Source organism: Halomonas garicola, assembly GCF_055382465.1.
Genome location: NZ_AP043931.1, coordinates 477,381 through 500,064 on the forward strand (window position 1 = coordinate 477,381; position 22,684 = coordinate 500,064).

23 protein-coding genes are annotated in these 22,684 nt (G+C 64.7%); 14 read left to right on the forward strand and 9 right to left on the reverse strand.

Annotated elements, in window-relative coordinates:
* Positions 1-156: 156 nt before the first annotated feature.
* A complete protein-coding gene (locus ACZ46Y_RS02615; RefSeq protein WP_311956421.1) occupies positions 157-2,724 on the forward strand; it encodes a GcvT family protein in 2,568 nt (855 codons plus the stop codon).
* A 36-nt stretch (positions 2,725-2,760) separates the two neighbouring features.
* On the opposite strand, the gene ACZ46Y_RS02620 is transcribed toward ACZ46Y_RS02615, so the two are convergent.
* Complete coding sequence (locus ACZ46Y_RS02620) at positions 2,761-3,807, reverse strand: GlxA family transcriptional regulator (RefSeq protein WP_311956422.1); 1,047 nt, start codon at positions 3,805-3,807, stop codon at positions 2,761-2,763.
* A 211-nt stretch (positions 3,808-4,018) separates the two neighbouring features.
* Between ACZ46Y_RS02620 and ACZ46Y_RS02625 the strand changes: the two genes are divergently transcribed.
* A complete protein-coding gene (locus tag ACZ46Y_RS02625) occupies positions 4,019-5,809 on the forward strand; it encodes a formate--tetrahydrofolate ligase (protein ID WP_311956423.1) in 1,791 nt (596 codons plus the stop codon).
* A 123-nt stretch (positions 5,810-5,932) separates the two neighbouring features.
* A complete protein-coding gene (locus ACZ46Y_RS02630) occupies positions 5,933-7,093 on the forward strand; it encodes an NnrS family protein (RefSeq protein WP_311956424.1) in 1,161 nt (386 codons plus the stop codon).
* Here the strand turns inward: ACZ46Y_RS02630 and ACZ46Y_RS02635 are convergent.
* Entirely contained in the window at positions 7,077-7,643 is a 567-nt protein-coding gene (locus ACZ46Y_RS02635) for a YIP1 family protein (RefSeq protein ID WP_311956425.1), read from the reverse strand. The genes ACZ46Y_RS02630 and ACZ46Y_RS02635 overlap by 17 nt on opposite strands.
* Before the next feature lie 191 nt (positions 7,644-7,834).
* On the opposite strand from ACZ46Y_RS02635, the gene ACZ46Y_RS02640 reads away from it, so the two are divergent.
* From ACZ46Y_RS02640 to ACZ46Y_RS02675, 8 genes are all read left to right on the forward strand, one after another.
* Positions 7,835-8,586 (forward strand): IS5 family transposase gene (locus ACZ46Y_RS02640; protein ID WP_464380070.1). Its coding sequence is split into 2 segments (ribosomal slippage): positions 7,835-8,150 and positions 8,150-8,586, totalling 753 coding nucleotides; the frame shifts between segments, so codons are not numbered across the junction.
* 74 nt (positions 8,587-8,660) lie between these two features.
* On the forward strand, positions 8,661-9,074 hold the full coding sequence (locus ACZ46Y_RS02645; protein ID WP_311957536.1) for a MarR family transcriptional regulator: 414 nt from the start codon (positions 8,661-8,663) through the stop codon (positions 9,072-9,074).
* A 141-nt stretch (positions 9,075-9,215) separates the two neighbouring features.
* Positions 9,216-10,370, forward strand: coding sequence for a cytochrome P450 (locus tag ACZ46Y_RS02650; RefSeq protein WP_311957538.1), 1,155 nt, complete (start codon positions 9,216-9,218; stop codon positions 10,368-10,370).
* Positions 10,371-10,516: 146 nt separating this feature from the next.
* Complete coding sequence (locus ACZ46Y_RS02655; RefSeq protein ID WP_311957540.1) at positions 10,517-10,969, forward strand: c-type cytochrome; 453 nt, start codon at positions 10,517-10,519, stop codon at positions 10,967-10,969.
* Positions 10,970-10,987: 18 nt separating this feature from the next.
* Positions 10,988-12,343, forward strand: coding sequence for a cbb3-type cytochrome c oxidase subunit I (locus ACZ46Y_RS02660; protein ID WP_311957542.1), 1,356 nt, complete (start codon positions 10,988-10,990; stop codon positions 12,341-12,343).
* A gap of 88 nt (positions 12,344-12,431) precedes the next feature.
* On the forward strand, positions 12,432-13,244 hold the full coding sequence (locus ACZ46Y_RS02665; RefSeq protein ID WP_311957544.1) for a CbbQ/NirQ/NorQ/GpvN family protein: 813 nt from the start codon (positions 12,432-12,434) through the stop codon (positions 13,242-13,244).
* Between the two features lie 35 nt (positions 13,245-13,279).
* On the forward strand, positions 13,280-15,223 hold the full coding sequence (locus tag ACZ46Y_RS02670) for a nitric oxide reductase activation protein NorD (protein WP_311957546.1): 1,944 nt from the start codon (positions 13,280-13,282) through the stop codon (positions 15,221-15,223).
* 16 nt (positions 15,224-15,239) lie between these two features.
* Entirely contained in the window at positions 15,240-15,455 is a 216-nt protein-coding gene (locus tag ACZ46Y_RS02675; protein WP_311957547.1) for a hypothetical protein, read from the forward strand.
* Between the two features lie 130 nt (positions 15,456-15,585).
* On the opposite strand, the gene ACZ46Y_RS02680 is transcribed toward ACZ46Y_RS02675, so the two are convergent.
* From ACZ46Y_RS02680 to ACZ46Y_RS02695, 4 genes are all read right to left on the reverse strand, one after another.
* Positions 15,586-15,879, reverse strand: a complete 294-nt coding sequence (locus ACZ46Y_RS02680) for a cytochrome C oxidase subunit IV family protein (protein WP_311957549.1) — start codon at positions 15,877-15,879, stop codon at positions 15,586-15,588.
* 28 nt (positions 15,880-15,907) lie between these two features.
* A complete protein-coding gene (locus ACZ46Y_RS02685) occupies positions 15,908-16,498 on the reverse strand; it encodes a cytochrome c oxidase subunit 3 (RefSeq protein ID WP_311883237.1) in 591 nt (196 codons plus the stop codon).
* Positions 16,495-16,956 carry a DUF4870 family protein gene (locus ACZ46Y_RS02690; protein WP_311957551.1) on the reverse strand — a complete coding sequence of 154 codons (462 nt, stop codon included), beginning with the start codon at positions 16,954-16,956 and terminating at the stop codon, positions 16,495-16,497. The genes ACZ46Y_RS02685 and ACZ46Y_RS02690 overlap by 4 nt, the downstream gene beginning before the upstream one ends.
* 207 nt (positions 16,957-17,163) lie before the next feature.
* Entirely contained in the window at positions 17,164-17,304 is a 141-nt protein-coding gene (locus tag ACZ46Y_RS02695) for a hypothetical protein (protein ID WP_311957553.1), read from the reverse strand.
* Between the two features lie 302 nt (positions 17,305-17,606).
* Between ACZ46Y_RS02695 and ACZ46Y_RS02700 the strand changes: the two genes are divergently transcribed.
* Positions 17,607-18,632 carry a zinc-binding alcohol dehydrogenase family protein gene (locus ACZ46Y_RS02700; protein ID WP_311957555.1) on the forward strand — a complete coding sequence of 342 codons (1,026 nt, stop codon included), beginning with the start codon at positions 17,607-17,609 and terminating at the stop codon, positions 18,630-18,632.
* A 107-nt stretch (positions 18,633-18,739) separates the two neighbouring features.
* Here ACZ46Y_RS02700 and ACZ46Y_RS02705 read toward each other — a convergent pair whose 3' ends face one another.
* Positions 18,740-19,027: a hypothetical protein gene (locus ACZ46Y_RS02705; RefSeq protein WP_311957558.1), complete on the reverse strand. Its 288-nt coding sequence runs from the start codon at positions 19,025-19,027 to the stop codon at positions 18,740-18,742.
* Between the two features lie 200 nt (positions 19,028-19,227).
* Here ACZ46Y_RS02705 and arsC point away from each other — a divergent pair, with 200 nt between their 5' ends.
* Entirely contained in the window at positions 19,228-19,980 is a 753-nt protein-coding gene (arsC, locus tag ACZ46Y_RS02710; RefSeq protein WP_446497139.1) for an arsenate reductase (glutaredoxin), read from the forward strand.
* A 52-nt stretch (positions 19,981-20,032) separates the two neighbouring features.
* Positions 20,033-21,343: an arsenic transporter gene (locus tag ACZ46Y_RS02715; protein WP_311957560.1), complete on the forward strand. Its 1,311-nt coding sequence runs from the start codon at positions 20,033-20,035 to the stop codon at positions 21,341-21,343.
* 10 nt (positions 21,344-21,353) lie between these two features.
* On the opposite strand, the gene ACZ46Y_RS02720 is transcribed toward ACZ46Y_RS02715, so the two are convergent.
* Positions 21,354-21,566 carry a DUF3565 domain-containing protein gene (locus ACZ46Y_RS02720; protein WP_311957562.1) on the reverse strand — a complete coding sequence of 71 codons (213 nt, stop codon included), beginning with the start codon at positions 21,564-21,566 and terminating at the stop codon, positions 21,354-21,356.
* On the reverse strand, positions 21,567-22,595 hold the full coding sequence (gene mgrA, locus ACZ46Y_RS02725) for an L-glyceraldehyde 3-phosphate reductase (RefSeq protein ID WP_311957563.1): 1,029 nt from the start codon (positions 22,593-22,595) through the stop codon (positions 21,567-21,569). It lies immediately after the preceding gene.
* Between the last annotated feature and the right edge of the window lie 89 nt (positions 22,596-22,684).

Here is a 22,684-nt window from a genome sequence, read left to right on the forward strand (position 1 = left end):
GCCGACGACGGTCACTTTGCTGTTTACGACACCTCGCCCTCTCGGGTACCGGCGGCGGTCGCTGCAAGGCAAGTCCCTGTCGGCCCGGGGCAAGGGCGGGCTCTCGCCTGGCTTATGGTGAAGCGGTAAAGGGGCGATAGAGTATCGGAGGGCGACATGGCAACACTACCCAAGCGCGCGGATGCGGTAATCATCGGTCAGGGCGGCATCGTTGGCGCCTCGGTGGCCCACCACCTGATTGAGCTGGGCTGGGACAACCTGGTGGGGCTCGAGAAGTCCGCCATCCCCTCGGACATCGGGTCCACCTCCCACGCCTCGGACTTCTGCTACATGACGTCCCACGACAAGATGACGTGCTACACCACGATCTACAGCCGCCGCTTCTACGAGCGCCTGGGCCGCTACGCCAAGATCGGCGGCCTCGAGGTGGCGCGGGTGGGGGACGACCAGCGGCTGCAGGAGCTCAAGCGCAAGGTGGCCTCGGGCAAGGCCTTCGGCTCCCGGGCGCGCCTCATCGGCCCCGACGAGGTCGCCGAGCGCTTCCCGCTGGTCCAGAAGGAGCTGGTCCAGGCCGCCCTCTGGGACCCCGACGCCGGGCTGATCGTGCCGCGCTCGCAGCAGGTCGCCGGCGAGCTGGTCGAGCAGGCGGTCGCCTCGGGGCGGCTCCAGGCCTTCGCCGACACTCCGGCGCTCGACATCGATGTCCGGGACGGCCGCGTGTGCGGCGTGGAGACTGCCCGAGGCTATATCGCGACCCCGGTGGTGATCGTGACCTCGGGCATCTGGGGACCGATCCCCGCGGCCATGGGCGGTGTTCGCCTGCCGCTGATGCCGGTCGAGCATCCGCTGCTGTTCTTCGGTCCCTTCGGGGCCTTCGCCGACACCGGCGTGGAGATCGGTTATCCCTTGTTCCGTGACCAGGGCAACTCGGCTTACCTGCGCGACACCGGCGACCCCAGGAGAACCGAGGGCGGGCAGCTCGAGTGGGGTTACTACGAGACTACCGCCCCGCGTCTCGTTCCCCCCGGCGAGATTCTCGAGCGCGATCAGGCCCGGCTCTCGCCCTCCATGCGCGACCTCGAGCTTGATCAGGTCATGGACGCCTTCACCCGCGCAGTGGAGCTGACACCGGTGCTCGGTGAGCTGGGCTGGGACGAGAAGCACTCCTTCAACGGCCTGCTGTCGGTCACCACCGACGGCGGCTCCCTGGTCGGCGAGGCGCCCGAGACCCGCGGCCTATGGCTATGCGAAGCGGTCTGGGTCAAGGACGGCCCGGGCATGGGCAAGGTGCTGGCCGACTGGATCACTCAGGGCCGGCCGGCGCTCGATCCCCACGCCATCGATATCGCGCGCCTCTATCCGCTGCAGAAGACGCCGGACTACGTCTACGGGCGCTGTGCGGAGGTCGCCCGGAAGATCTACGATCCGCCGGTGCATCCCCGCGAGCCCTTCGAGAGCGGGCGCAACCTGCGCCGCAGCCCCTTCTGGCCGCGCGAGAAGGAGCTCGGCGGCTACTTCATGGAGGCGGCGGGCTGGGAGCGCGCCCACGGCTACGCGGCCAACGAGGCGCTGCTGGAGCGCTTCGGCGACCGCGTGCCCGAACGCCCCGAGGAGTGGGACGGCCGTCATTTCTGGAAGGTCTCCAACGCCGAGCACCTCGCCCTGAGCGAGGGCGTGGGCATGGTCAATCTTTCCCACTTCGCCATCTTCGACGTCGTCGGGCCCGACGCCGAGGCGCTGCTGGAGTACCTCTCGGTGGCCCGTGTAGGCGGCAAGACACCGCTGGGCAAGGGAGTCTACACCCACTTCCTGGACGACGCCGGCGGCGTGCGCGCCGATCTTACCGTGATCCGCCTCGCCGCGGACGGCTTCCGGGTGGTTTGCGGCGGCGATACCGGCCATCGCGATTACGTGTGGATGACGCGGATGGCCGAGGATCGGGGGCTGGCCCGCCTGCACGTTGAAGACCGCACCGACACCTTGGCCACCCTGGGGCTCTGGGGGCCCGAGGCCCGCCGCACCCTGCAGGCGGTCGCCGACGACCCCCGGGAGCTGGACGCCGAGCGCTTCCCCTTCGCCATGGCCCGTGAGATCCGGGTGGGCGGCCTGCCGGTTTGGGCCTTTCGCATCTCCTATGTGGGCGAGCTGGGCTGGGAACTCTACACGCCCTTCAGCGTCGGTCTCGCCCTCTGGGATCGGCTCTTTGAGCAGGGGGTGACGCCGGTGGGCATCGAGACCTACGCCAGCAGCCGCCGACTCGAGAAGAGCCTGCGGCTGCAGAACGTCGACCTGCTCACCGAGTACAACCTTTTGGAGGCGGGCCTGGCGCGTCCCAGGGTCAAGCCGGCGGCATTCCACGGCAAGGCCGCCCACCTGGAGCAGCGCGAACGCCGGCACCAGCCCGCCTACCTGTGTACCCTGACCCTGGGAGACCATCACGACGCCCGGGGCGTGGCTCGCTACCCCGTGGGCCACTCGCCGATCCTCGACCCGGATAGCAGGGAGGTGCTGGTGGATACGCTGGGGCGTCGCTCCTACGTGACGAGCATCGCCTATGGTCCCAGCGTGGGCAAGATCATCGCTCTGGGCTACCTGCCGGCGGCGCAGGCGCGGGTCGGGGCCGTCTTCGCCATGGAATACCTCGGCGAGCACTATCCGCTGACCGTCGAGGCCGTCGGCTACCGCGCGCTGTACGACCCCGAGAACCGGCGGCCGAAGGGATGAATGAAAGGCCAATAGAAGGCCTGAACCGCTTCGCTATCAGGCCTCGTCGGACGCCGGGGCAGGAAGCTGCGTCTCGTCCTCGGCAGTCGCATCCCCGGCCAGACGCTCGCTGCGCCGTGTCCGCTCGCGGCTGGGAGAGTGGCCGAAGCGGTCGTGATAGGACTTGGTGAAATGCGATGGCGAGATGAAGCCGCACGCCAGGGCCACGTCGGTGACCGGCATGTGCGTCTGGCGCAGCAGCAGGCGCGCGCGCAGCAGGCGCAGGTCCATGTAGTACTTCAGCGGCGGGCACTCCACGTAGCGCTGGAAGAGCCGCTCCAGCTGGCGCCGCGAGAGTTCGGCGTAGGACGCCAGCTCATCCAGGGGCAGCGGCTCCTGCAGGTTCGCTTCCATCAGGGTCGCCACCTCCTCCAGCTTGGGGTGGCTGCGGCCGAGTCGTATCCGCAGCGGAATGCGCTGGCGATCCCCGACGTCGCGGATGCGCTCGTGGATGAACTCCTCGGCGATCGACTCGGCCAGCGCCAGCCCCTGCTGCCGGGTGATCAGGTTGAGCATCATGTCCAGTGGCGCGACGCCGCCGGAACTGGTATGGCGGTCCCGGTCGATGACGAACAGCTGGTGGGTAAAGGTCACGGCGGGGAACATCAGCGCTTCGTGAATGCTCGAGAAATGCTCCCAGTGCAGGGTGGCGCGATAGCCGTCGAGGACGCCGGCCTGGGCGAGCACATAGCCGCCGGTGCAGACACCGCCCAGCGGGATGCGGCGCCCGGCCAGCCGCCGCAGCCAGCCAAGGGTGTCGCGGTCACAGCAGTGCTGGACCCCCGCGCCGGCGCAAACCACCATCAGGTCCAGCGTCAGTCCCTCCTCCATGGCGCAGTCCACCGCCGTCGTCAGGCCGCTGCTGGCCGCCACCGGGTGGCCGTCGCGGCTGATCAGGTGCCAGGTATAGAGCCGGCGCTCGGCAAGATGGTTGGCCATGCGGAAGGGTTCCAGCGCCGAGGAGAAGGCGAGCTGGGAAAAGCCGGGCAGCAGCACAAAGCCGATATCGTGAAGTCTATCCGGCGCTGTGGGTATGGGAGCCATCGTTCACCCTCCTCGCGACAACCCTCTCCCTCGACTCTAGCCAAAATTTCGACGTGGCGACAGCGGCGCGACTTGCCCGCCCGCGATCGGGACTGTTTTTCGCAGCGTCAGGCGCCGACGACCCTGCCGCGTCGTTGCCCGTCCCGGTGTCGCTGTGGCCAAGCCCGCCGACGTCGGCAAGCAAGCCCGCCCTCTGTCAAAGGCGAACACTGTGGCTATCGATGACTCGCTTATTGATGACCCGCTGAACGGCGCAGGAGAGGTGGCGATGACGATTCAACCGCAAGACTTCGGCCAGGAGCCTCGGCAGCCGATGCCGGATAACCTCAAGATCGCCCGCGGCGTGCGGCTCTGGCCCATCGAGGAGATCGCCCACCGCCTGGGAGTGCCCGGCGAGGCGGTAGAACCCTACGGCCGGGGGATCGCCAAGCTGGACCTATCCGCCGCGGATGCCGCCGAGGAGCCGCGGGCGCGCTACGTGGTGGTTTCGGCCATCACGCCCACCCCGCCCGGCGAAGGCAAGACTACCACCGCCATCGGCCTCGTCCAGGGCCTGCAGCAGCTTGGCCACCGCGCCAGCGCCGCTTTGCGCCAGTCCTCCATGGGCCCGACGCTGGGCACCAAGGGCGGTGCCGCCGGCGGCGGCTACAGTCAGGTGGTCCCCATGGAGCGTATCAACCTGCACCTGACCGGCGACATCCACGCGGTCACCGCCGCCCACAACCTGCTGTCGGCGATGGTGGACAACCACCTCCACCATCGCCACGCCTGCGACCTGGATCCCAAGAACATACGCTGGCAGCGGGTAATGGATATCAACGATCGCGCCCTGCGCCACATCGTCACCGGGCTCGGCCCGGCCGCCGACGGCGCCACGCGCCAGAGCGGCTTCGAGATTACCGCCGCCTCCGAGGTCATGGCGGTGCTCGCCTTGGCGACCTCGCTGGCCGATCTCAGACGCCGCCTGGGGCGGATACGGGTGGGCTATACGCGCGCCGGCGAGCCGGTCACCGCCGACGACATCGGCGCGGCGGGCGCCATGACGGCGCTGCTCAAGGAGGCGATCAAGCCCAACCTGTTGCAGACCGTCGAGCACGCCCCGGCGCTCATCCATGCCGGGCCCTTCGGCAACATCGCCCACGGCAACTCCTCCATCGTCGCCGATCGCATCGGTCTCCATGGCGGGGACTATCTCGTCACCGAGGCGGGCTTCGGGGCTGACATGGGCGCGGAGCGCTTTTTCAACATCAAGTGCCGCGCCTCGGGAATGACGCCGGACGCCGCGGTGCTGGTGGCCACGGTCCGGGCACTGAAGTTCCACACCGGGCGCTACGTCGTGACTCCGGGCAAACCGCTTCCCGCCGAGATGCTGACCGAAAGCCCCGAGGACGTTCGCGCCGGCGCCGCCAATCTCGTCAAGCAGATCGACAACCTGCGTGCCCACGGCGTCACCCCGGTGGTGGCCATCAACGCCTTCCCCTCGGACCACCCCAGCGAGCACGCCGTGATACGCGATATCGCCGAGGCCGCCGGGGTTCGCGCCGCCGTCTCGACTCACGTGCGCGACGGCGGTGCCGGCGCCCTCGAACTGGCCCAGGCCGTCGCCGATGCGGCCGAGGACGGCAGCAGTTTCCATTTCCTGTACCCGGACGAGATGCCCCTGGACGCCAAGATCGAGCGTATCGCCACCCGGCTCTATGGCGCCGCCGACGTCGCCTTCAGCCCCGAGGCCCGCCGCCAGATTGACGCCTACCAGCAGCAGGGCCAGGGCCATTTGCCGGTGTGCATCGCCAAGACCCACCTGTCGCTGTCATCCGATCCGACGCTGCGCGGCGCTCCTACCGGCTGGACTCTGCCGGTTCGCGAAGTGCGGCTCTCCGCCGGAGCGGGCTTCGTCTATGCGCTGTGCGGCGACATCCGCACCATGCCGGGCCTTGGCCGCGACCCCGCCGCGGCGCATATCGACATCGACGACAACGGCGAGATCACGGGGCTGTTCTAGGGCCTGCAGTCCTTGCCATCGCCCATCTATCTGGTTGATCAACTGGGTACGCTGTTTGATGTGCCTTTCATTGATAGCCCTGCGGCGCTGGTATCGAAGCCGATAAAAACGTATTTTAACTCCATGTTATCAAAACGCATTTCCCGCCGTTTTTCTGCTCCCCGGGCCGGCCAGCGCGGCGCTCCGGCGTCCCGCCGGGGCGACCGCGTACCGGCCTGGCAGGCGTTTTTCCCGCTGGCGGCCTGCCACGCGGCGGTGTTCGTGCCGCTGTCGCTTGCGGCAATGTACGGCATGCTGCCCTGGCTTACGCCGCTGGCCACGCCGGCCGGGCACGCCCGGGAGCTGCTGTTCGGCTTTGCTCTGGCGGTGATTGCCGGCTATTTGCTGGGCCCGCTGGCCAAAAGGCAACTGGCAGCGCTGGCGACGCTGTGGCTCATCGGCCGGCTGGGCATAGTGGGCGGCGGCTGGCTGGTGGTGGCGAGCCTGGCCGATGCGCTCTTTGCCGCCGCCGTGGCGTGGCTGGTGGTGCCGCGCTTTTTCGCCGCCAGGAAGTGGCGCAACCGCGTGCTGGCGCCGCTCATCGGACTGATCTGCCTGCTGGCCGTGGCCACCCTGGGGTCGCGCTATTTGGCCGGCTGGCCGGCTTTCCTGCTGCTCGAGCAGGGCGTGCTCTGGCTTACGCTGCTGATGGCGTTCATGGGCGGGCGGCTGATTGCCCCGGCGGTGAACGGCTATCTGAAGCGCCGCTTCAACAAAAGCGGCGCCGGGGTGCAGCCAAGGCTCGAAGCGGCGCTGATCGTGCTGCTGGGGGCGCTTCCGGCAACGCTCTGGCTGCCCGGCGGGCGGGTGCCGGCGGCGCTGATGGCCGCGGCTGCCGGAACGCTGGTGCTATATCGGCTGTGGTGCTTTGCCCCTTGGCAGTGCCGAGCCCGGGCAGATCTGCTGGCGCTGATGGCGGGCTATGCCTGGCTTGGCGCGGGCCTTTGGCTATACGCCGCAGCGGTGGCGGGCGCGCTTCCGGTGAGCACGGCGCTGCACGGAGTTACCGTGGGGGCGCTGGGCACGCTGGCAAGTTCGGTGATGCTGCGCCAGGCGGTATCTCGGGCAAAAGCCCGCCCGGAAAGCGAGCGGGCGTTCATGCCGCTGGCGCTGCTGTTTGCCGCCGCGGCAGGGCTGCGGTTCGGCGGCGGTCAGGCCGCGCTCTGGGGCGCGGCGCTTTGCTGGAGTACGGCCTGGCTAGCGCACGCCTGGCGGCTTTTGCGCTGGGTCAATACGACCAGATGATGGCCATCAGCAGGCCCCAGGCGAGCACCCCGGCGGCCATGATGGTGTAGGTGGCCGATAGGGTAGTCATGTCCTGGCCCTGGCGCTCGCAGAGGGCGCCCAGCCCCTGATAAACGAGGCTGCAGGAGATGCCCAGCGCCACCAGTACCGCCAGCACGTTGAGCAGCAGGCTGGGGATGAGCAGCACCACGGCGGATGACCACAGCGGCAGCGGCGCAAGTGCTGCCAGCAGATAGGCGTCCTGGTAGTCGATGGTCATGTCATCGGCGATGTTGACCACGGTATGGATCAGCCAGCCCATGACGAAGAACGTCAATAGCTCGGACAAAAACAGGATGGTGGTAATAAAGCGCCACTGGCGGTCGCCGAATCCGGCGACGAAGGCGTCGCCGTAGTGAGTGCCGGCGTAGTACAAAAGCACCGGCGGAATCAACGACATGGGCAGCACCAGGCCAAAGGCCAGCTTGGCGATGGACGGCCGGCGGCGCTGCAGTTCTTTCCAGCCCGCCCGGCGCGTGAAGGGCAGCTTGATCACGGTAGTGGGGTTCATGGCGGTGTCCTCGAGGGTGGGTGGAGAAGAGGATGGCAACAAGGGCTAGCACCACACATAACACAATGAAGGTGGCTCGTCAGGCGGCTAAAAGTATCATATTATGATGTTTTATGTTGAAACCACTAGGGTGTGTTAACAATCATTAGTTTCGTTTAAACTGATTTAGTATTCATAGATTTTGGTGGGCCATGAGTCGGTTGAAGTTACGCGATGATCAGTGGGAGCGAATCGAGCACCTGCTCCCCGGCAAAGCCTCAGACTGTGGGGTAACTGCCAAGGACAATCGCCTGTTCGTGGAAGCCGTGCTCTGGATCGCTCGGACCGGCGCCCCGTGGCGTGATCTTCCCGAATCTTTTGGGCGCTGGCACACCGTCTACATGCGGTATAACCGTTGGTCACGAAAGGGCGTTTGGCAGCGTATTTTTGACACAGTAGCCGACGATCCCGATCTAGAGCAGCTGATGATCGACGGTAGCATCGTCAGGGTGCACCAGTATGGAGCGTCAAAAAAAACACGCAAGACGTCGAAGCCATGGGCAAATCTCGAGGCGGATTGAGCACCAAAATTCATGCCGCAGTCGATGCGTTAGGTAACCCAGTACGATTGGTTCTCACACCGGGCCAGGCGTCGGAGTATGGTGCTGCTCCCGCTCTACTGGAAGGTTTTTCCCCGCAAGCGGTGCTGGGCGACAAGGGGTATGACTCCACTGCTCTGCGGGACATGATTCAGGCCGCAGGTGCCGAGCCGGTGATTCCTCCGAAAAAGAATCGTTTGGCGCGCATTGAAGTAGACTGGCACTGTTACCAAGATCGCAATCTGGTGGAGAGGTTCTTTAAGAAAATCAAGAAGTTCCGGCGGTTATCTACACGCTATGAGCGACTGGCAAGAAACTACCAGTCACTCCTCTGCCTCGTGTCAGCCGCCATATGGCTGGCCTAATTGTTAACGCCCCCTAGGCCGAGCCCGCTCGTTTGTCAAGGCGGCGAGCCGGGGCGGCAACCGCGGACAGCGCCATGAGTGATGTATCTCTTTCCCCGCAGGATTTTCAGCAGCTGTCGGCGTTTCGCTATCAGCTGCGCTGTTTTTTGCGCCACAGCGAGGATGTCTGCCGTGAGCACGGCGTGACCCCGCTGCAGTACCAGCTGCTTTTGCACCTGCTGGCCGCCGAAGGCCGCCAGTGGGCTACCGTCGGCGAGCTTGCCGAGCGGCTCCAGGCCAAGCATCACGGCACGGTGATGCTGGTGGATCGCTGCGAGCAGTCCGGCCTGGTCAGGCGCGCTCAAGGCCGTGAGGACCGCCGCCGCAGCGAAGTTCACCTGCTGCCCCGCGGCGCTGACCTGGCCCACGCGATCGCCGCGCAGCACCAGCCGGAGCTGCGCCAGTTCAGGGACACGTTTTGCCTGTCCGACCCTCCCGGAGGCGATTGACCGGACCCCAGGCCGCTTTGACCTGAGTCAAACGGGCAGCGGCCGGCGCGTGGTTCCCTGAGCCTTGCCTGTTTCTCAACAACGTTGTTTTTCATCAACGTCTCTCACCCCATGTCTCTCACTCACTGCTCAGGAGGCAATATGAATACCCCCCGTCAGAACGACTGGGACCCGCACTCCGACGCGGTCCAAGCCGACCAGATACAAGCCTACGACGAGATGCGCAGCCGTTGCCCGGTGGCCTTCAGCGACTATCTGCAGTGGTCGCTGCTGCGCCACGCCGACGTCATGCGCGTGCTGGAAGACCACGCCACCTTCAGCAACGCCGCCAGCCGGCATCTGTCCGTACCCAACGCTATGGATCCGCCGGAGCACACCGGGTTTCGCCGGATCATCGAGCCCTATTTCAACAAGGCAGCCATGGAGGAGTTCTCGCCCCGCTGTCGAGCCATCGCCGAAGGCGTGGTTGATCGCCTGCCGGCTGACGGCGAAGTCGAGGCCATGTCGGCCATGGGCCAGGATTTCGCGCTGGAAATCCAGTGCGCTTTCATGGGCTGGCCCTCGAGCCTGCACGAACCGCTGCGCGACTGGGTCAAGCGCCAGCAGGCAGCGACCCTTGCCGGCGACCGCGACGCGTTGGGCAAGCTGGCGCTGGAGTTCGACGGCGTGATCCGCGAACGCCTGGAAGTGCGCCGCGCCATGGATACGCCGCCGGACGACGTCACTACCCGGCTGATGAACGAAACCGTCGACGACCGCCCGCTCACCGATGAAGAGCTGGTCAGCCTGATGCGCAACTGGACGGTCGGGGAGCTTGGCACCATTTCGGCAAGTATCGGCATCCTGATGCGCTTTCTCGCCGCCAGCCAGGACTGGCAGCAGCGCCTGCGCGACGAGCCGGCGATCGTCTCTGAGCTGATCGATGAAATCCTGCGCCTGGACGCGCCGCTGATGTCCAACCGGCGTGTGGCCACCTGCCCGGTGGAAGTCGGCGGCCGCAAGATCGATCAGGGCGAGAGGCTGACGATTCTGTGGGGCTCGGCCAACCGCGATGCCGATGTCTTCCCCGAGCCCGGCCAGGTGCGGCTGGACCGCGACCCCAAGCGCAATTTGCTGTATGGTGCGGGCGTTCACGTCTGCCCCGGCGCACGGCTTGCGCGCATGGAGCTTGTGTATTTCATCCAGGCGCTGATGGGCGCGACCCGGGAAATCCGCCTGGTAGACGATGATCCGGCAGTGCGCGCGCGCTATCCTGCCGGCGGCTACGATCGCGTGCCGCTTTACGTCCGCCGCTGATGCGGCGATTTATCGCGCCTTTTTGATCTTTATCAACGTTTTCCGAAAGGCATATGCTTTATAATAAAGATGCATTCAAGGTGCATCTTAAGAACCGAAGGCCGGCGGCTACTGCTACCGCCAGGCGAGCAAAGGGGGGATGATTCATGGCCGAAGGACTCACCAGGTCGGCGGCCCGCAATATTTTCTATGGCGGGTCGCTGTTCTTCTTTCTGCTGTTTGCGGCGCTGACCGCGCACAGCCACTGGTACATGGTGAATACCTCCACCGACAGCGCCGGGCTGACCGATTCGGTCAAGCACGGCAAAGAGGTGTGGGAAAAGAACATGTGCATCAACTGCCACAGCATTCTGGGCGAGGGCGCCTACTTTGCCCCGGAGCTTTCCAACGTGTGGGAGCGCTACGGCGGACATGAAAGCGCCGAGGCCGCGCGTGCCGGGATCGAAGCCTGGATTCGCGCGCAGCCGCTGGAAATACCCGGGCGCCGTCAGATGCCGGCCTATGACTTTAGCGACGAGGAAATGCAGTCGCTGATTGATTTCCTCAAATGGACCGACGGCATCAATGCGCAAGACTGGCCGCCGAACTCTGCCGGCTGATCCAAGGAGAACCCATCAATGAAATACGAAACGCAAAAGGTAGCGCTACCGTTCTTCATGGTCGCCATGGCGCTATTTGCCCTGCAGATCATCTTCGGGCTGCTGTCCGCGACGGTCTATGCCTGGCCGGACTTCATGACCGGCATTATGCCCTTCAACATCATGCGGGTAAGCCACACCAACCTGCTGATCGTGTGGCTTCTGATCGGCTTTATGGGCTGCACCTACTACCTCATGCCCGAAGAAGCCGAGCATGAAATCGCCAGCCCGACCGTTGCCTACCTGCAGCTGGCTATTTTCGCCTTTGCCGGCGCGGCCGCGCTGATCGGCTACCAGTTTGGCATCCACGAAGGGCGCGAGTTCCTCGAGCAGCCGTTCTGGGTCAAGGTGCTGATCACCATTTCGTTTTTGCTGTTCTTGTTCAACACCAGCGCGACTCTGGCCAAGGGCCGCAAGACCGCCATCAACATGGTGCTGATGCTGGGGCTGTGGCTGGCGGCGATCTTCTGGCTTTTCGCCTTCTATAACCCCTCCAACCTCGCCGTGGACAAGCTCTACTGGTGGTGGGTCGTCCACCTCTGGGTGGAAGGCGTGTGGGAGCTGATCATGGCTTCCCTGCTGGGCTACCTGGTGATCAAGATGACCGGCGTGGACCGCGAGGTAATCGAAAAGTGGCTCTACGTGATCGTCGGCCTGGCGCTGTTCTCCGGCCTTTTGGGCACCGGGCACCACTACTACTGGATCGGCGCGCCGAGCTACTGGCAGCCCATCGGCAGCATCTTCTCCACCCTTGAGATCGCACCGTTCTTCACCATGGTGCTGTTCGCCTTTACCATGTTCTGGAAAGGCCGCCGCAACCACCCCAACAAGGCCGCCATGCTGTGGACGCTGGGCTGCCCGACCGTGGCCTTCTTCGGCGCCGGCGTCTGGGGCTTCATGCACACGCTGCACTGGGTCAACTACTACAGCCACGGTACCCAGGTCACCGCGGCTCACGGCCACCTGGCGTTCTACGGCGCTTACGTGATGATCATCCTTGGCGTGATGACTTTCGCCATGCCGTCGCTGCGTCGCAGCCAGCCGTATAACCAGGTGATGAACATGTGGGGCTTCTGGATCATGACCGGCGCCATGTGCTTCATGACCTTTACGCTGACCTTTGCCGGCGTGGTGCAGACCCACCTGCAGCGCGTGCTGGGTATGAACTACATGGAAGTTCAGGACCAGCTCGGCCTGTTCTACGCCATGCGTCTGGGCGCAGGCGTGGCCGTGGCGATCGGTGCCGGGCTCTTGATCTACGCCTTCTTCGGCCCCCGGCGCCTCCAGGTGCCGGATAGCGGAACGCAAATGACCGCAGGCCCCGAAAGCGCCTGAAGCCAATAAATAAAGGGCCCCGTTCGCGGGGCCTTTTGGGCTACGCCTTCAGACTCGTCCAAGTTTTTCCTGTTGCCGGGAGTGTTTCATGTCTTTATCTACCGCTTTTGCCCCCGAGGCTGATGCCGCGGTGCCGTACTACCAGAACGTGGGCAACGAAACCGAGATGTTCGAGCAGGCCTTTGCCCAGCGCCTGCCGCTGTTGCTCAAGGGCCCCACGGGCTGCGGCAAGACCCGCTTTATCAGCCACATGGCGGCGAAGCTTGGCAAGCCGCTGCACACGGTGTCCTGCCACGACGACTTGACCGCCGCTGACCTGACCGGCCGCTACCTGCTCCAGGGCGGCGAAACCCGCTGGGTGGACGGCCCGCTGACCCGCGCCGTGCGCGAAGGCGGCATCTGCTACCTCGACGAAGTCGTCGAGGCGCGCAAGGACGTGACCGTGGTGCTTCACCCGCTCACCGACGACCGCCGAGTGCTGCCGCTGGAGCGCACCGGCGAGCTGCTCGAAGCGCCGGACGACTTCATGCTGGTGGTGTCGTACAACCCGGGCTACCAGCACATTCTCAAATCGCTCAAGCCCAGCACCCGCCAGCGCTTTGTCGCCATGTCGTTTGACTTTCCGCCGCCTTCGGTCGAGCGCGACATCGTTGCCCGGGAAAGCGGCCTGTCCGCGGAGCGCTGCGCGGCGCTGGTCAACCTCGCCGCCAGCCTGCGGGGGATGAAGGGCCAGGACCTGGAAGAGGGCATTTCCACCCGTCTGCTGGTCTACTGCGCCACCCTGATTCGCGCCGGTATGCCCATCGTCGACGCCGCCCGGGCAACCTTGGTCGAGCCGCTTTCCGACGACGCCGACGTCCAGGAGGGGCTGATGGAGGCCGTTCGCGCCACCTTCGGCTGATCTTTTGCTCAGGAACCTGCGACCAGGAGGCCGCCATGCTGGATTTTCTTGAAGTTGAGGAGTTTGTCGGTCGTCACTGGCACCGCTGGGCGTCTCGGGCGGAGAGCTATCCGGATCACCCCGACGCCGCGGTGCTGCTGGACGACATGCAGCACCTGCTCGGCGTGTTTTTCCGCGCCGCCGGCGGCGATGCCGGGGTGGAGGTCGCCGCGATCAAGCGTCGCGCCTCCCGCCATCGGCTGAGCCTGCGCCAGCGGCTGGGGCTGGACGAAGAAGCCCTGGACCAGGCCCGGCGGGACGAAGAGCACCTGCTGCTGCCGCCCCGGCTGGCGCTGTTTCCCGACGCCGAGCTGAATCGCGATCTGTACCTGTGGCTCACGGCCTACCTGGCCGAAGTGCGCCCGGTGGCGCTGCCCGACGACCCGCTGCAGGCGGACCTGCGCCGGCTGCAGGAGGCTCGGCGCACTTGGCAGGCGGCGCTTACGCGCTTTCCCGGGCTGCAGCATCGCTACATGGCGCTGTGCGCGGGGCTGCTGGCGATCCGCCCGCGGCGCCGGCGGCTGCCGCCGGTGGAAGCGGCGCTGGAAACCGCGCTGTGCGCCGAGCTCGGCGCGCCGGATCCGGAAAGCGGGCAGGCGCTCGACTTCCAGCGCGCGATTCGCGACCCGGACATGCCGCTGGACACGTTCCGCGCGCCTCAGGGCTACCGCCCGCCGCTGCCGGTGCCGCTCTGGGGGCAGGCCATGCACATGGGCACCCGGGACGCCGAGGAGGACGCCGTGGAAGACGACGACGGCGCCGAGCTCAAGACCCGCCATGAGGACGAGGACGATCAGGGCAAGCGCCAGGCCGACCGTCGCGAACAGGACCAGGCCGACCGCGACGACCCCTTCATGCTCAACGCCTCGGAAAAAATGCTCTCCTGGGCCGAGATGGTCAACCTCAACCGCGACGTGGACGACGAAGACGAGGATGCCCGCCAGGCCGCCGACCAGATGGAAGAGATCGTGCTCTCGCCCAACCGCAAGAAGGCGGCGTCCAAGCTCAAGCTCGACCTTGACCTCGCGCCGGACGAGGCCACCGGCGGCCGGCTGAAAGGCCGCCACGTCTACCCGGAGTGGAACCATCGCAAGCAGGCCTACCTTCCCGACCACTGCGTGGTCTATAGCGAAGAGCAGAGCGAAGAGGGCGAGGACTGGACGCCGGACGAGCTTACCCGCCGGCGCATCCGCCGGGTGCGCCGGGAGTTCGAGGCGCTAAGGCCCCGGCGCGAGCTGCTGCGCGGTCAGCTGGACGGCAGCGACCTGGACATGGACGCGGTGATCCGCGCGCGCTGCGACCTGGCCGCCACCGGGGAATCCAGCGACCGGCTCTACGTGGATAGCCGCACCCAGGCCCGGGATCTGGCGGTGTCGATTCTGGTGGACGTCTCGCTCTCTACCGAGGCCTGGCTTGACGACCGCCGGGTGCTGGACGTGGCCAAGGAGGCGCTTTTGGTGCTGGGCCATGGCCTGGACGGCTGCGGCGACGACTACTCCATCCACAGCTTTACCTCCCAGCGGCGCCACAAGGTCTTCGTCAATACGCTCAAGGACTTTGACGAGCCCATGGGCGACAGGGTGACCCGGCGCATCTCGGCGCTGAAGCCCGGCAGCTATACGCGCATGGGGCCGGCCATCCGCCATCTCACCGGGGGGCTGGCCAAGCGGCCCAACCGCCATCGGCTGCTGTTGATGCTCACCGACGGCAAGCCCAACGACAACGACTACTACGAAGGCCGCTACGGCATCGAAGACACCCGCAAGGCGGTGCTCGAGGCCCGGCGTGAAGAGGTGCGCGTGTTTGGCGTGACCATCGATCGTCAGGCCGGCCAGTATATACCGCGCCTGTTCGGTCGCGGCGGCTATGCCATTGTCGAGCGGCCGGAGCATTTAGCGTTGGCGCTGCCGGGGATTTATCGCCAGATCATTGCCACCTGAGGGGGAGGAAAGCACTTTGCGTCCATCATGGATTCAATCGTTCAGTCGTTCGCGCCTGTGCCTGGCACTGGCGGGGTGGCTGGCCTGCGCGGTGGCGGTGATGCTGCCGCTGGTGTGGCTGATCAACAACCGCGACTGGGGCATTGCGCTGATGCTGATCATGCCTGTGGTGGTGTACGGCCTGATGCGGCTAGCCCGGCGGCTGGAGCACTGGGCCAGAGTGCCGGCTTAGACGAGGCGCCTCGCGCCCTGCGTCATTGCGAGGCGCTTGCGCCGTGGCAATCTCCCTACCGTGCTGAGTGCAAGACACCCCGAGTTCACTTCGCAAGCTCGTGATGACACAGTGACTATATTACCAACACCTACACCATCAGCCGGGCGTAGAGATAGCCCGCGCTGATCAGCACAAGCGTTAGCGTAATGATGCCAATAAAGGCGCCTTTCCAGGCGCCGGTGGACTGGCGCAGGTTCAGGTAGACCAGCAGTATCTGCTGGGCCTTGAAGCCGGTGACCAGCACCACCAGCGCCGCCGACCACAGCGGCAGCGCCTGCCAGCCGTCCTGGTCCAGCCGGGCCGAGACCATGGAGACCACCGTCAGCGCTATCAGTACGCCCCAGGTGATCAGCAGGTGGCGTTTGCCGGGCAGCGTTGCCATGACACTCTCCTTTGAAAAAGGCTGTCGCTCAGCGCAGCAAATACAGCAGCGGATAGAGCAAAATCCAGATCAGGTCGACCATGTGCCAGAAGGCGGCCGCGGTTTCGACGTTTTCCAGGCTGGTTTTCCAGCTGACCAGGCCCAGCAGCACCAGCCCGAACAGCACGTGGGCAAAGTGGAAGGCGGTGAGTCCGAAATAAAAGCCGAAAAACGTATTGGTCTCCGGGGTAATGCCGACGGCAAACTTGCTCGTATATTCGAACACCTTGATAGCGCCGAAGAGCACCCCGAGCCCTGCCGCGCAGGCAAGCCACTGGCGGGTACGGCGTATCTTCCCTGCATCAACGGCTTCCACGGCAAAGGCGACAAAGAGCCCGCTGGTCAGCAGCACCATGGTGTTGAGCCCGCCCATGAGCGGATCCAGCTGCTGCTGGGAGGAATCAAACAGCGACAGCTGGGCGGCGCGCTCGGTGATGTAGAGCACGAAAAACGCCATGAAGACTACCAGCTCGCTCAGGATCAGCACCCACATCAGGGGGTTGCCGGGCAGGGCGGAAAGCGGCCCCCAGCCGGGGTTGGGCAGCGGGCGGCCGGGTTGGGGCTGGTCGTACTGACTCATGAGTCAGCCAGGGTAATACCGGCGCCGCCAAAGGCCGGGCTTTTGGGGTGCGGGATGGGGCGGTTGGTCATCAGCCGCGAGACGCCGACGCCGCAGCGGCCCACCAGCCAGATCAGACAGACGGTAAAGAAGGCGTAGCCCATGGCCCAGGGCGTCAGCGGAGAAATGCCGATCACGCCCAGCAGCTCCCAGGCAAGGATAAAGGCGACGCCGCCCAGCACGCCCAGCCAGAAGGTGCGCAGCTGAAACTGCAGATGGCTTTGCACCCAGGGCGCGGCGTGGCGGTAGTGGCGGTGTGCCAACAGCGCGCCGATAGGCGCGGTGATCACCGTCATGATGCTGCCCAGCAGCAGCCAGTAGACAATCACTGCGATACCGCGGCCGGGCGCGTTTTTATCAAGCGTCGGATGGTCGGTATCCGGAGAAGCAGCGTAAGCGCTATCGGGGGCGTCAGCCATGGGTCACCTCGCGGGTCAGCGGCCGGCGCTGCCGGCCTAATGATGTATTCCATATACTACTATATAGGCGGCGCCATTCGGTAGTTTGGCCTGGATCCATATTGACGCACCCGGGCGGATAAAACTCGGGGACGGCACATAAAGAAAAGGCCGGCGTAAGCGCCGGCCTTGACGGTGAGATATGCCGCGTTAGCGTCGGCCACTCTGTTATTGCACTGCCCCTGGAATGGGCTGCATCGATTCAGCCTGCTGCATCGCATGCGGCGCGAGGTTCGCCTGCGCCTGGGAGAGGCCGACAAGGGTAAGGGCGGCGGCGAAAAACAGCGTAAGTAGGACAGTGCGTAGCATGATGGCTCCTGACGTCGACGTATCAAATAAAGACGTTGCATATTGCGGGAGTGGCTTTGCTTGTGCGGAGTGGGCGTTGGTGTAAAAACGACTCGCCTTGAGAAAAGCCATCGAGCATGTTTCACGCGTGATTGTACGAATAAAATGTTGTAAAAACAATGGCGTTGGCGGAAAAGCGCCGAAGTGGCGCCTGGGGATTAACTTCCCGGCGCGTCATGGGCACACTGGGACGTTGCAGCACTACCGGCCATAAACGGTAGCCCCAACGCACGTCAGTGCATTGATCAAAGGAGTCAGACGTAATGAAAGCGGTTGCGCTAACGCGACACCTGCCCGTGGACGACCCCCGGGCGCTGCTGGACGTCGATTTGCCCAAACCCGAGCCGCTGGGCCACGATCTGCTGGTCGCGGTCAAGGCCGTTTCGGTCAACCCCATCGACACCAAGCTGCGTGGCCCCAAGGGTAAAGGCGCCGAACAGGAAGAAAGCTCGCCCCGGGTGCTGGGCTTTGACGCCAGCGGCGTGGTCGAGGCCGTGGGCCCGGACGTGACGCTGTTCAAGCCCGGCGACGAGGTGTATTACGCCGGCGATATCACCCGCTCCGGCTCCAACGCCGAATACCAGCGCGTGGATGAGCGCATTGTCGGCCCCAAGCCAACCTCCCTGAGCTTTGCCGAGGCCGCCGCGCTGCCGCTGACGACGATTACGGCCTACGAGGCGTTTTTCGAGCGGCTGGGTATTGACCCGGACGGCGCCAATAAGGGCGAAAGCCTGATGATCGTCGGCGCGGCCGGCGGCGTGGGCTCCATCGGCATCCAGCTGGCGAAAGCCGCCGGGCTCGAAGTGATCGCCACCGCCTCCCGGGAAGAAACCACCCGCTGGGTGAAAGAGCTTGGCGCCGATCACGTGGTCAACCACCGCGAACCTATGGTTGAGCAGGTGCGCGCGCTGGACTTCGAGCACCTGGATCACGTCGCGATCTTCAACGACATGGGCCACTGGGACGCCGCCGTGGAGCTGATCCGCCCCCAGGGCGGCATTGTCAGCATCGACGATACCGAGCAGCCCATGCCCATGGCCGGGCTGAAGACCAAGGCGGCGAGCCTGCACTGGGAGTTCATGTTTGCCCGGCCGATGTTCAAGACGCCGGACATGGTCGAGCAGCACCGGCTGCTGAGCCGCGTGTCCCGGGAAGTCGACGCCGGCCGTATTCGCACGACGCTCGAGACCGTGCTGAGCCCGATCAACGCCGAGAATGTGCTCAAGGCCCACGCGCTGATTGAAACCGGCACGGCCAGAGGCAAGGTGGTCGTCGAAATATTTGCCTGACGGAGTTGCCCAAACAGAAATCCCCGCCCTGCAGAGCTTGCAGGGCGGGGATTTTTTTATGCCGGCCGGCTAACGACGCCGGCCGTTAGGTTAGCGCGTGTAGCGTCTTACCAGTCTGAAGGCTGCTCGGGGCTGGCAAGGTTGTGGTCGGTCACGGGCAGCTCGGTCTTATGCTGGGTATTTTGCATCAGGGCAAAGGTGGTTTCGGTCATTGCCGCGCTGTGACCCAGGATGTTGGCGGCATCAACGCCGGCCTTGACGTGCTGGGTCGCCGTGGTAGTAGTGGCAACCGGTTCCTGGATATTCTGGTTGGCCTGCTGAATGACGACGCTGGCGCTGGCCGCAGCGGGTAGGGTAGCGGCAATAACGAGGGAAAAAAGCAGTGACTTCTTCATGGTGTAACTCCGTAACGATGGGGGCGCTTGGATGACCGCGCCGCCCGTGTGGTGGCCATATACTGCGCTTGCGTACGGGGTCGTGGCGAATGAAGTTTATTTATCAGGCTAATTAATAGTGACCCATAGCGATACGAAATACATGCTTTGTATAAAAACCAAAGCTTGCCTTGAAGTATTGTGTCTGTAATTCTAGACAGATGGATAAAACACACACCCTCGACGTTCTCGCCGCCCTCTCGCAGCCCACGCGGCTTGATGCATTTCGTCTGCTGATGCGCCATGAACCCGACGGGCTATCAGCAGGAGAGATAGCCCGGCAGCAGGGCGTGCCCCACAACACCATGTCGGCGCACTTGGCCACGCTGCAGCGCGCGGGGCTTGTCACCTCGCGGCGGCAGAGCCGATCGATCATCTACCGCGCGCGGCTCGAAAGCCTCAACGAGACGCTGACATTTTTGCTGCAGGACTGCTGCGCCGGCGCCCCCGAGCGCTGCGCCTTGCCTGCTGCACCACTTGACCTGCAGGGAGGTTCCCCCATGACCAGCGTTATTTACCACAACCCCGCTTGCGGCACTTCGCGCAATACGCTTTCGATGATGCGCCAGTCCGGCGAAGAGCCCCACGTCATCGAGTACCTGAAAACGCCGCCGTCGCGGCAGAAGTTGGTAGAGCTGATCGCGGCTATGCAGATCGCGCCGCGCGAGCTGCTGCGCGGCAAGGACGCCCCGCGTGTCGAGTTGAAGCTAGATGATCCTGCGCTCGACGATGACGCGCTGATCGACGTCATGCTGGAACATCCGCTGCTGATCAACCGCCCGATCGTGGTGACGCCCAAAGGCACACGCCTGTGTCGTCCCTCCGAGGCCGTGCTAACGCTTCTGGCCACGCCGGTGGCCAGCTTCACCAAGGAAAATGGCGAAACCGTGTGCCTTGATGACGCTAACCGCTAGCCACGTCGGCCGTTGATGGCCGGTAACGCAAGGCCAACAAAAGGAGTTCGCCATGCTCGCGCTGGCAATATTTGTAGCCACGCTCACGCTGGTCATCTGGCAGCCCAGGGGGCTCGGTATCGGGGTCAGCGCGCTGGGCGGCGCGGCGGTGGCGCTGGCCGTCGGCGTGGTCAGCTGGGCAGACGTCGGCGTGGTGTGGGGCATCGTCTGGGACGCCACCTTTACCTTTGTCGCGCTGATCATTATCTCGCTGATACTCGATGAAGCCGGCTTTTTCGCCTGGGCGGCGCTGCATATTGCCCGCTGGGGCAACGGACGCGGGCGGCTGCTGTTTCCGCTGATTGTGCTGCTGGGCGCGCTGATTGCTGCGGTATTCGCCAACGACGGCGCGGCGCTGTTGTTGACGCCCATTGTGGTGGCCATTTTACTGCGGCTGTCGTTCACCCCCGCCGCGGCGCTGGCGTTCATTATCGCCACGGGCTTTGTGGCGGACACCACCAGCCTGCCGTTGGTGATTTCCAATCTGGTCAACATTGTCAGCGCCAACTACTTCGACATCGGCTTTGACCGCTACGCTGAAGTCATGGTGCCGGTGAACCTGGTGTCGCTTGGCGCTACGCTTGCGGTGCTGGGCGTCTACTTTCGCCGGGATATCCCTAAGCGCTACGATGTTGATCGGCTGGAAGCACCGGCCAGCGCTATCCGCGATTACTACGTGTTTCGCGCGGCGTTTCCGCTGTTGGGCCTGTTGCTGGCGGCGCTGTTTATTACTGCCCGCTGGCCGCTGCCGTTCAGCGTCATTATGGGCGCAGCGGCGCTGGTATTGATGGCGATTGCCGGGCGTGTCTGGGCACCGACCCGGCCGCGGCCGGTAGCGCTGGGTAAGGTAGTTAAAAACGCGCCGTGGCAGATCGTGCTGTTTTCATTGGGGATGTATCTAGTGGTCTACGGACTGGGCAACGCCTGGCTAACGGCATCAGCGTCCGGGGTGCTGGAATGGCTGTCACGCCAGGGCGATATCATCGCCACGCTGGGCACGGGGAGCGCCGCCGCGCTGCTGGCCTCAATCATGAACAACATGCCGGCCACGCTGATCGGCGCGCTGGCGATCGATCAGGCGCAGGTGCCGGCGATGACCCAAGAGCTGATGGTCTACGCCAACGTTGTGGGTAATGACCTGGGCCCCAAGTTTACCCCCATCGGCAGCCTCGCCACGCTTTTGTGGCTGCACGTGCTGGCGGGCAAGGGGTATCGCATTAGCTGGGGGCAGTACATGAAAATCGGCGTGGTCATCACCACGCCGGTATTGCTGGCTACGCTTGCCGCGTTGGCGCTATGGCTGCCGGTTATTACCGACGTGTAATCTCTGAACATCAGGTGTCAAACCAGTCGCGGGGCTCGCCGCGATCACACTTTACACAGCCAAGTTTCAACCCCAGCCGCGAGCGCCGGCCGGCCTCGGTCATCACCCAGGGCCGCTCGGTCCACGGCGGCTGGTGGCGCACGTGCTGGTTGTGGCCGCAGGCGAGCTTGGCCACCCAGTGGTCCTCCTCGTCCTTGTGATAGCCGACAATCGGTTGTTGCATTTAAGCCTCCGACGACGGCGCCCAGATATTCACCCCGCCCTCTACGGCGTAGCGGTCAATTTCCGCAAGCTCGTCTTCCGTGAAATCCGGCGCCTCCAGCGCGCCCACGCAGTCAGTGACCTGCTCCGGGCGGCTGGCGCCGATCAGCGCCGAAGTTACCCGGCCGCTGCGCAGCACCCAGGCAATGGCCATTTGCGCAAGCGTCTGGCCTCGGCGCTCGGCAATGGCGTTGAGCGCGCGCACGTGTTCCAGGTTTTCCTCGGACAGGTGCCCGGCGCGGATGGTCTGGCTCCGGTCCGCCCGGCTGCCCTCGGGCACGCCCTTGAGGTACTTGTCGGTCAAAAGCCCCTGGGCCAGCGGCGAAAACACGATGGAGCCCATGCCCAGGTCATCCAAGGTGTCCAGCAGGCCGTCGTCCTCGATCCAGCGGTTGACCAGCGAGTAGCTCGGTTGGTGGATCAGACAGGGCGTGCCCAGCTTGCGCAGAATGGCTACCGCCTCCCGGGTGCGCTGAGTATTGTAGGAGGAGATCCCCGCGTACAGCGCCTTGCCCTGACGCACGGCGTGATCCAGCGCACCCATGGTTTCCTCAAGCGGCGTCTCCGGGTCAAAGCGGTGGGAGTAGAAGATATCCACGTGGTCCAGCCTCATCCGCTTCAGGCTGTTGTCCAAGCTTGAGAGCAGGTACTTGCGGCTGCCCCATTCGCCGTAGGGGCCAGGGTGCATGTAATAGCCCGCCTTGGTAGAAATCACCATTTCCTCGCGCAGGCCGGCAAAGTCGGTTTTGAGGATGCGGCCGAACTGCTCCTCGGCGCTGCCCGGCGGCGGGCCGTAGTTGTTGGCCAGGTCAAAGTGGGTAATGCCGTGGTCAAAGGCCGTGCGGCAGATGGCCCGGGCGTTGTCCGCGCGGGCGTTTTCGCCGAAGTTCTGCCACAGGCCCAGCGAAATCGCCGGCAGCTTCAAGCCGCTTCTTCCGCAGCGGCGGTAGGGCATGCGTTCGTAGCGGTGTTCATCGGGCATATAGCGCATTGCGACATCTCCTTGCCGTAAAAGGCCGTGAAGCCAAAGCACGGGACCATTATGCGTCGGGCGCAATAGAGAAAAAACAGTGCAGGATT